At 64.3% G+C, this 7,519-nt stretch carries 5 protein-coding genes; 4 read left to right on the forward strand and 1 reads right to left on the reverse strand.

The genetic code is table 11. From position 1 onward, the window contains the following. Window positions 1-235, reverse strand: a 235-nt coding sequence (locus tag ACFE71_RS13955) for a hypothetical protein (protein WP_375429378.1), incomplete at its 3' end; no start/stop codon positions are given. Between the two features lie 638 nt (window positions 236-873). On the opposite strand from ACFE71_RS13955, the gene ACFE71_RS13960 reads away from it, so the two are divergent. The 4 genes from ACFE71_RS13960 (at window position 874) to ACFE71_RS13975 (ending at window position 7,278) form a co-directional block, all read left to right on the forward strand. Then, window positions 874-1,800: a LysR substrate-binding domain-containing protein gene (locus ACFE71_RS13960; protein ID WP_375429379.1), complete on the forward strand. Its 927-nt coding sequence runs from the start codon at window positions 874-876 to the stop codon at window positions 1,798-1,800. A gap of 406 nt (window positions 1,801-2,206) precedes the next feature. Further along, window positions 2,207-4,510 (forward strand): TonB-dependent receptor, encoded by a 2,304-nt coding sequence (locus tag ACFE71_RS13965; RefSeq protein ID WP_375429380.1) that lies wholly within the window; start codon window positions 2,207-2,209, stop codon window positions 4,508-4,510. Window positions 4,511-4,781: 271 nt separating this feature from the next. Then, window positions 4,782-6,107: an acyl-CoA dehydrogenase family protein gene (locus ACFE71_RS13970; RefSeq protein ID WP_375429381.1), complete on the forward strand. Its 1,326-nt coding sequence runs from the start codon at window positions 4,782-4,784 to the stop codon at window positions 6,105-6,107. Between the two features lie 151 nt (window positions 6,108-6,258). Continuing rightward, the gene (locus tag ACFE71_RS13975; protein WP_375429382.1) at window positions 6,259-7,278 is read left to right on the forward strand and encodes a Rieske 2Fe-2S domain-containing protein; all 1,020 of its coding nucleotides are present in this window, start codon (window positions 6,259-6,261) and stop codon (window positions 7,276-7,278) included. The last annotated feature ends 241 nt before the right edge of the window (window positions 7,279-7,519 follow it).

Raw genomic sequence — 7,519 nt, forward strand, 5'->3', positions numbered from 1 at the left:
CCGCGCGTTCGGGGGAGGCCAGCATGCGGTCGACGTCCACTTCGGAGGCGAAATGAACTAGGATCTGGCAATGGATCGCTGGCGGATCGTCCTCAAGGCGGCGCGGCCACAGCGCCTGGGCGTCCAGAACGCCGGGCAGTTTCCGCAATGCGGGGACGAGTTCGTCCAGGACAGCCGTTCGGAACACGTCCTCGGCATGCGGGCGACCGACCCAGAAGGCGGAGCGAATCCACATCGCCGATCAGCCTTGGAATGCCAGCGCCGTATACGGCGTCATGCGTTTGGCTACTCTCGCCCGCCATTCCCGATCCGGCTCAGTGTAGGAGCGCTCCATGACCTCGAGTTTCCTCACGCTGATGCCCATGTGACTGGACATCCAGTTGGTCGCGGGTCGGGCGATCGCGTCCGCGCTTGCTTTGTTGCCGCTTGGCATGTCGCTCTCCTCACCATGCGGGGTTTCGACCCGCAGCTGCGACGCCGACCGCGCTGGCTCGGCCAGGTCCCCATCTCCGCTTCTATGGTCCGCCAGCCGCCCTCCCCAGATACCAAGAATGCATCAGTGATACCGCTCGTGCAGCTTCGGGCGGACCGGCAGCTTCCCGCGAAGCCGTGCGCGCTAACCGACCAACCCGGAGCCGGGCGGTCCGCATCTCGGCGCGGGGCAACACTCGTCGACAGAGCTCGGGCGAGTTGCCCGATGCCCAGCCGAGTTCACCGCACGGGAGCTGGACGCTGCAAGAAGGGACCCCGCCAGCCTTTTCCTCGAATGAGTTCCCGTGATCGACCCCGATCCAAGGCGGTTGTTTCGAGGGCGGGTTCGAAGTACCGATACCTTTCCGAGATCGGGGGTCCCGCAAACTTTTCAGGAGCTTTATGAAGCTTAGTCAGTTCCGAGATCTTCTCGCCGTCGTCGAGTTCGGAAGCCTGCGAGGTGCCGGGCGTCATCTCGGCATCGCGCAACCCGTGATCACGAGAAGCATACGCGAACTGGAGCGCGAACTGGGCGTCTCGCTCTTCGAGCGCCACGCCAAGGGCGTTCAGCTGACAGACATGGGGCAGGCATTCGTCCGCCGGGTCGAATCCTTTCAGTCCGAGTTGCGACGGGCGAAGGAAGAGATTGGCCAACTCAAGGGCAAGATGACGGGCGAGGTCACCGTCGCGCTCTCGACGGCTTCATGCATGGCGTTGATGCCGTCGGCGGTGGCCGCGTTCCAAAGACGCTACCCCGACGCGACCCTCAAGATTTCCGAGACGCTGTTCCAACCGGTCGAGGCTGATCTCTCCGATGGCAAGATAGACTTCTGGATCGGTCCGCTCGATCAGACCGGTATCTCGTCCAAATTCGCCGTCGAGCGCCTATTCGACAATCATCGGCGAGTGGTCGCGCGAAAGGGCCATATACTTGCCGACGCTCGAAGCCTGAAGGATCTGACGGAGGCCCGGTGGGTACGGCCAACATTGTCGACGCGTAGCACCGAAGGCGATTTCGACGCGATGTTCGACCGGCTCGGGCTCCCCTCGCCCAAGATCGTGTTGCATGCGCGGTCGGCGCTGATCACGATCCTGATCGTCGCGAACTCGGATCTGCTGACGGTCCTTCCTCAACAGTGGCTCGACTTCGCGCCGATGCGCGACCTGTACCAAGCACTCGACCTGATCGAACCGATGGTGGCGGCACCGATGTGCATCGTCCAGCGCAAGGGTATGCCGCTGACGCCGATGGCGGAGTACCTCTGCGACCGCATGCGGACGGCGGCCGCCCAATATGAACGGCGGCAGGCCGGGACGGTGGAGCTCTGATATCGCGGTCTTGGTTTCCGGAGCGCCCCGCTCCCCAAGCTTATTCCCAGCCGGATAAGCGCGAAATAATGACGCACGGCGGAACATGCCATCTTGTCGACCTGGAGTTTCTGCCGTTCCATGATATCAGCTGCCAGGTCCACCTCGCCGCTGGGGCGCCGGACTCACTTCATCAGATGCGCAAGATGCGGAACTAACCCGTCGAGAACAGCCATGCGGCAAACAGTCCGTGCTGGAAAACGAGTGTTCGGGTTTCAGTACACGGTGGTCCGAACGTTAGGGCGCGCTACCCACGTGGCGGTCAAAAGGGGTATCGGGCAATTTAAGTTGTATTCTCCTCAGAGCGCGCGGGCGGGTTCATCGTCCGGCCAGATCCGATCGATCGGGCTGTGGCGGGGGAGAGAAGATGAAAGAGCGTTACCGTTTGTCAGCAGGCTTTCTCGCTCTTTCCTGGTGCGTCGCTTCGTCGCAGGCCTTTGCGCAGACCTCGGCGGAATCCGACGCGACGAACCCGAGTCGATCCGACCCTTCGGTCCAGACCGGGATCGCCGACATCGTCGTGACGGCGGAACGACGCGAGCAGAGCGCGCAAAAGGCGCCGTTGACGATCCAGGTGGTCGGGTCCGAGGAGCTCGCTCGATCGGGCCTAACCGAAGTCACGGGGCTTCAGCGCGTCACCACCGGTGTGGAGATCGGGCGCGGCGGCGCGAACACCCAGATATTCATCCGCGGAGTCGGTGGGGCGGCTTTCACCCCGCTTTCGAGCCCGGGCGTCGCGTTCAACGTCGACGGGGTCTATGTCGGGCGTCCGAACGGCGTGAACGGCAATTTCTACGACGTGGCTCGGGTGGAGGTGCTCAAGGGACCGCAAGGCACGCTGTACGGGCGTAACGCGAATGGCGGATCGATCAACCTGATCACCAACGTCCCCCGCCTCGGCGAGCGGACCAGCGACCTCGGCCTCGAAGTTGGGAACTACGATCTGGTCCGTGCGACGGAGAGCGTGAACTTGCCCGTGAGCGACACCGTCGCTGTCCGTGGGGCGTTCAACATCGTCAATCGGGACGGATTCATCTCGAACGGGACCGACGACGATGTCCAGCAGTCGGGCCGCGTGCGGCTATTCTGGGAGCCATCGTCCGATGTGAGGCTGCTGCTCAGCGCCGACTACTCGCATTTCGGCGGCAAGGGCGGCGATTTCGTCTACCTGCCGCGCCGTCCGGGAGCGAGCCCCTACGAGGCGCAATCCGAACCGGCCGCGAACGCCTACATGCGCGCGTTCGGACCGCTGGGACCACTGATCGACGATCAGCGCGACGACAATCGACAGGATACCCACCTGTTCAACGTGAGCGCCCAGTTGGACTGGGACCTCGGGGATTTCGCCACCTTCACGCTGCTGCCGGCCTATCGGCACGTCGATACCAAATACGTAACCCATTTCGCAACCCGCCTGAGCGCCAACGAAACAACCGAACAGTTTTCGGTCGAGGCTCGGCTGGGCAATAGCACTCCCGGACTCACCTGGGTGCTCGGGGCCTACTACTTCGACGAGCGCTCGCCCGACTCTATCAGCAACGTCTTCGCCAGCAACATACTTCAGAACTATCTGATCGAATATTCACCGGAAACGAAGGCCTATGCCGCGTTTGGCCAAGCGACGGTGGAGGTGGTCGATCGGCTCAGGCTGATAGCCGGGGGTCGCTACACCTACGAGAAACGGGCGCTGAGCGGCTCGATCACGAACTTGGCCGTCGACCCTCCCGCGCTTCTGGAGGCCTTTGGCGGACGCAAGAGCTTCGACGGCTTCACCTACCGGGTCGGCGCGGAGTACGACCTGTCGCCCCGCAACCTGCTGTTCCTCACCTACAGCACGGGGTTCAAGGCCGGAGGCTTCTCCCAGACAATCGCGCCCGCCAACGTGTTCCAGCCCGAACGCCTGAAGTCGCTCGAGTTCGGTTCGCGCAACCGATTCCTCGACAATCGCCTGCAGGTGAACTTCGGTGCGTTTCGCTGGAAGTACAGCGACATCCAGGATCAGAGGATCAACTTCGACCCGTTGAACAACGTCAACTTCATCACGTTCAACTCGGGCGATGCGACGCTATACGGCGGCACGTTGGACGTCGTGGCGAAACCGACCGCCCGGGACACGATCAGCCTGTCGGGCGAGTACATCCACTCGGAATATGACCGGTTCTTCTTCCAGACCCCGGTCCCCTTCCTTCAGCCGGGCAGCTCGGGATGCGCCCTGAGCGGCCCGTTCGCGCCCGGCGCGACGCTTCCCTATTCGTCGATGGGAAGCGACACGAACACCGGCCCGCTGCCGGTCATCGTGGGCGACTGCCGCGGCTTCCAGGTCGCCCGTGTCCCCGAATGGTCCGGCACCCTGGCCTATTCGCGCGAGTTCCCGGTCGCGAACGGCGGCTCGATCGTATTCGACGGCCTGGTCAAGTATTCGAGCGCGCGGTGGTTGAGCATCGACTTCATACCTGCGGAGCGGGATGGCGCCTATGCCACCGCCGACGCGGCCCTCACCTACACGAACCCGGAGGGCGATCTGTCGCTTGCCCTGTTCGGGCGCAACCTGACCAAGTCGGTATATTACACGGGTGCGCTCCAGACCGCTTTCATCGGCGGCCTCGTCGCCGCGAACATCGCGCCACCGCGGACCTACGGCGTGAGACTGACCGCCCGTCTCGGCAGATGAGGGCCGGTGAAGCTTGACGCCGACGGATTACCGGCGAACCCCGCCATGTCGATCCGCCAAACAGGTCCTGTGAGGCGCGACCGGGCGAGCGCCGCCGGCAGTTCCCGTTTCAGGTATCACATCGGTGCATCTGCTATCTGGAACAGGGCAGCGGCGGCGCATATCGTTCCGGCAAGATGTATCGATCCCGCGTGCGAGCCGGCGACGCGCGGCGATAGGACGAGTCGGCTCAGCGCACCGCAAGAGCGGCGAGCTAATGGAGAGATCTACGATGGCACAGGCATCAGCACAGACGATCGAGCGTCCCTCCGATCGTCGCGACAATCCGCGATCGGCGAGCGACTACACAGCCGGGCCCGCCCTTCTACGGCCCGTGACCCAGTCCAGTTCCGTCGATGTGAGCGAGATCGCGCACCTTCGCGGCGTCGAGCTCCGGCAAGCGCTCGTCGCGCGGGCCGCCCGGCTCGTGCCGCTGCTTGAGACCAACGCGGCCGAGACGGAAACGGATCGCCGCGTCGTCGAGGAGAACATCGAGGCCGTGCGTGCGGCGGGCCTGTTCAAGCTGCTGGTGCCGCGCCGCTTTGGCGGACTCGAGACCGACATCAGGACGCAGATGGAGGTATCGCGCGAACTGGCCCGGGGCTGCGGCGCGACCTCCTGGGTCACGACGCTGATGAACATTTGTTCCTGGTTCGTAGGGCTGGCGCCCGACCGGCTCCAGCAGGATGTCTGGGGCGAGAACCCGGAAGCGCGCATCGCTGGCGTGTTCGCACCTTCGGCCAGGAGCCGTCGGGTCGACGGCGGCTTTGTCGTGACGGGCAAGTGGGCGTGGGCGAGCGGGTCTCTCCATGCCGACTGGGCGTTCGTCGGCCTGCCAATCGTCGACGAGGCCGGCGACGAGGTCGATCAGGGCTTCGCCGTGATCCCGATGGCGGAGGTCACGATCGAGGACACCTGGTTCGTGGTGGGCATGAAAGGTTCGGGCAGCAACACGATCGTCGCGGACGAAGTGTTCATTCCGGATCACCGGATCATGTCGGTTCCCCCTTTGATTCGCGGCGAGCCCCCCACGCCGTACAAGGAGGAGACGCTGTACCAGTCCGCGTTCATCCCGGTGGCAGCGTTGGCGCTCATGGGCCCGCAGCTGGGCTTGTGTGCCAAGGCGTTCGAATTCGTGATTGACAAGGCGCCCAAGCGCGCCATCGCCTACACCTTCTACAAGACGCAGACCGAGTCGCCCAGCTTCCAGCTGGCGATCGCGCAAGCCGCGACGCTGGCCGACACCGCGCACCTGTTCGCCTACCGGGCGGCCGACGCGATCGACGCCACGGCCAAGGCGGGCGAGAAGCAGACCTACCTCGAGCGCACGCGCGTACGGATGGACACCGGCACGGCGATCAAGGCTGCGCGGGATGCGGTCGACGTCTTGATCTCGGCCCATGGCGCGGGTTCGTTCGCTGAAGTCAGCCCGATGCAGAGGATTTGGCGCGATCTAGAAACCGCGGGACGCCATGCCGTGCTTTCGCCTTCGATCGCGGCGGAACTCTACGGTCGCGCGCTGCTCGGGATCGAGGAAGGCGTCACGGCCCTGGTATAAGTCGGACACGAACCGTGGCCACCCCGATGAACCACGACGGATGTGCTAAGCCTTCGGTAGTTGGAATGCCGGCGACCGGGATCCGGGCCGGCGACTCGAGCGCAGGCCTGCCTCGTGTGGTGGACAGGCAGCGTGTTCAGGAGATGAGTTAATGACGTTCGTTCGCAACGCCTGGTACGTCGCGGCTCTTCCGGCCGAGGTCGACGAGGGTCTGCTTTCGCGTAAGCTGCTGAACGACCCGATCGTCCTCTACCGGCAACCCGACGGCACGTGCGCAGCGCTGCTCGATCTCTGTCCCCACCGTTTCGCCCCGCTCAGCATGGGGATCATCAAGGACGGTAACGTCCAGTGCCCCTATCACGGTCTCGAGTTCGACGGCACCGGACGGTGCGTGCTCAACCCCCATGGCAGCGGAGCGCGCCCGTCCGCGCTCGACGTCCGTTCCTTTCCGGTGGTCGAGCGCGACGGCCTGATATGGATCTGGTGCGGCGAGAAGGGTGCGGCCGACCCGAACGCGATCCCCGACTATAGTTGCCGGATCTCGCCCGAGCGCCGCACGGTCGGCGGCCATGCTCCGATCGATTGCAACTATCGCCTACTCGTCGACAATCTGATGGATCTGAGCCACGCCCAGTTCGTCCACCGTGCCAATGCGCAGAGCGACGCGTTCGACCGGGTCCGCCGCGAAGTCGTGGTCAGTGACGGATCGATCCAGAACCTCATGATGTACCCGGAGGGCTCGCCCACGACATTCGTGGCCAAGTTCCTGGACTCGGGCAACAAACCCGTCGACCTTTGGAACGACATCAAGTGGAACGCGGTCAGCTCGATGCTGAACTTCATTGCGTTCGCCGTCAGCGGCACGCCCAAGGAGCAGAGCCTGAATTCGATGGGTACCCACATCGTGACCCCCGAGACGGAGACGACCTGTCACTATTTCTTCGGCGCGTCGCGCAACTTCGCGGTCGACGACCCGGCGGTGGACGACGCGTTCCGGGCCTGGCAGCGCCAGGCCCTGATCCAGGAAGACAAGCCGATCGTCGAAGCGGTCGAGGCGATGCGACCGGTCGTCCAACGCTATGGTCTCAGACCGGCGATGCTGGCATGCGACGAGGCCGCGGTCCGGGTTGGCCGCGAGATCGACAGGCTCGAGCGGGCCGAAGCCGCCTGATCCGGGGGGACGCATCGTCCAATTGACCCGACGCGGGTCGATCGGCGCTCGTCGATGAGAAGCTTACATGGGGCAGGAGGTTAGATTGGTTTCAGCGGACGTCCATATCACTCGGTGGGGTTCCTCAGGACCCAGGGTCGTCATGGTACATGGAGGCGCGAAGGGCGCATCGGCTGGCGGCGACGTCCATTTCTCCGCCCAGGCCGTTCTCGCCGATCAAGGATGGCAGCTCGTCCTGCCC

This window comes from uncultured Sphingomonas sp., from assembly GCF_964237155.1.
Taxonomy (GTDB): Bacteria; Pseudomonadota; Alphaproteobacteria; order Sphingomonadales; family Sphingomonadaceae; genus Sphingomonas.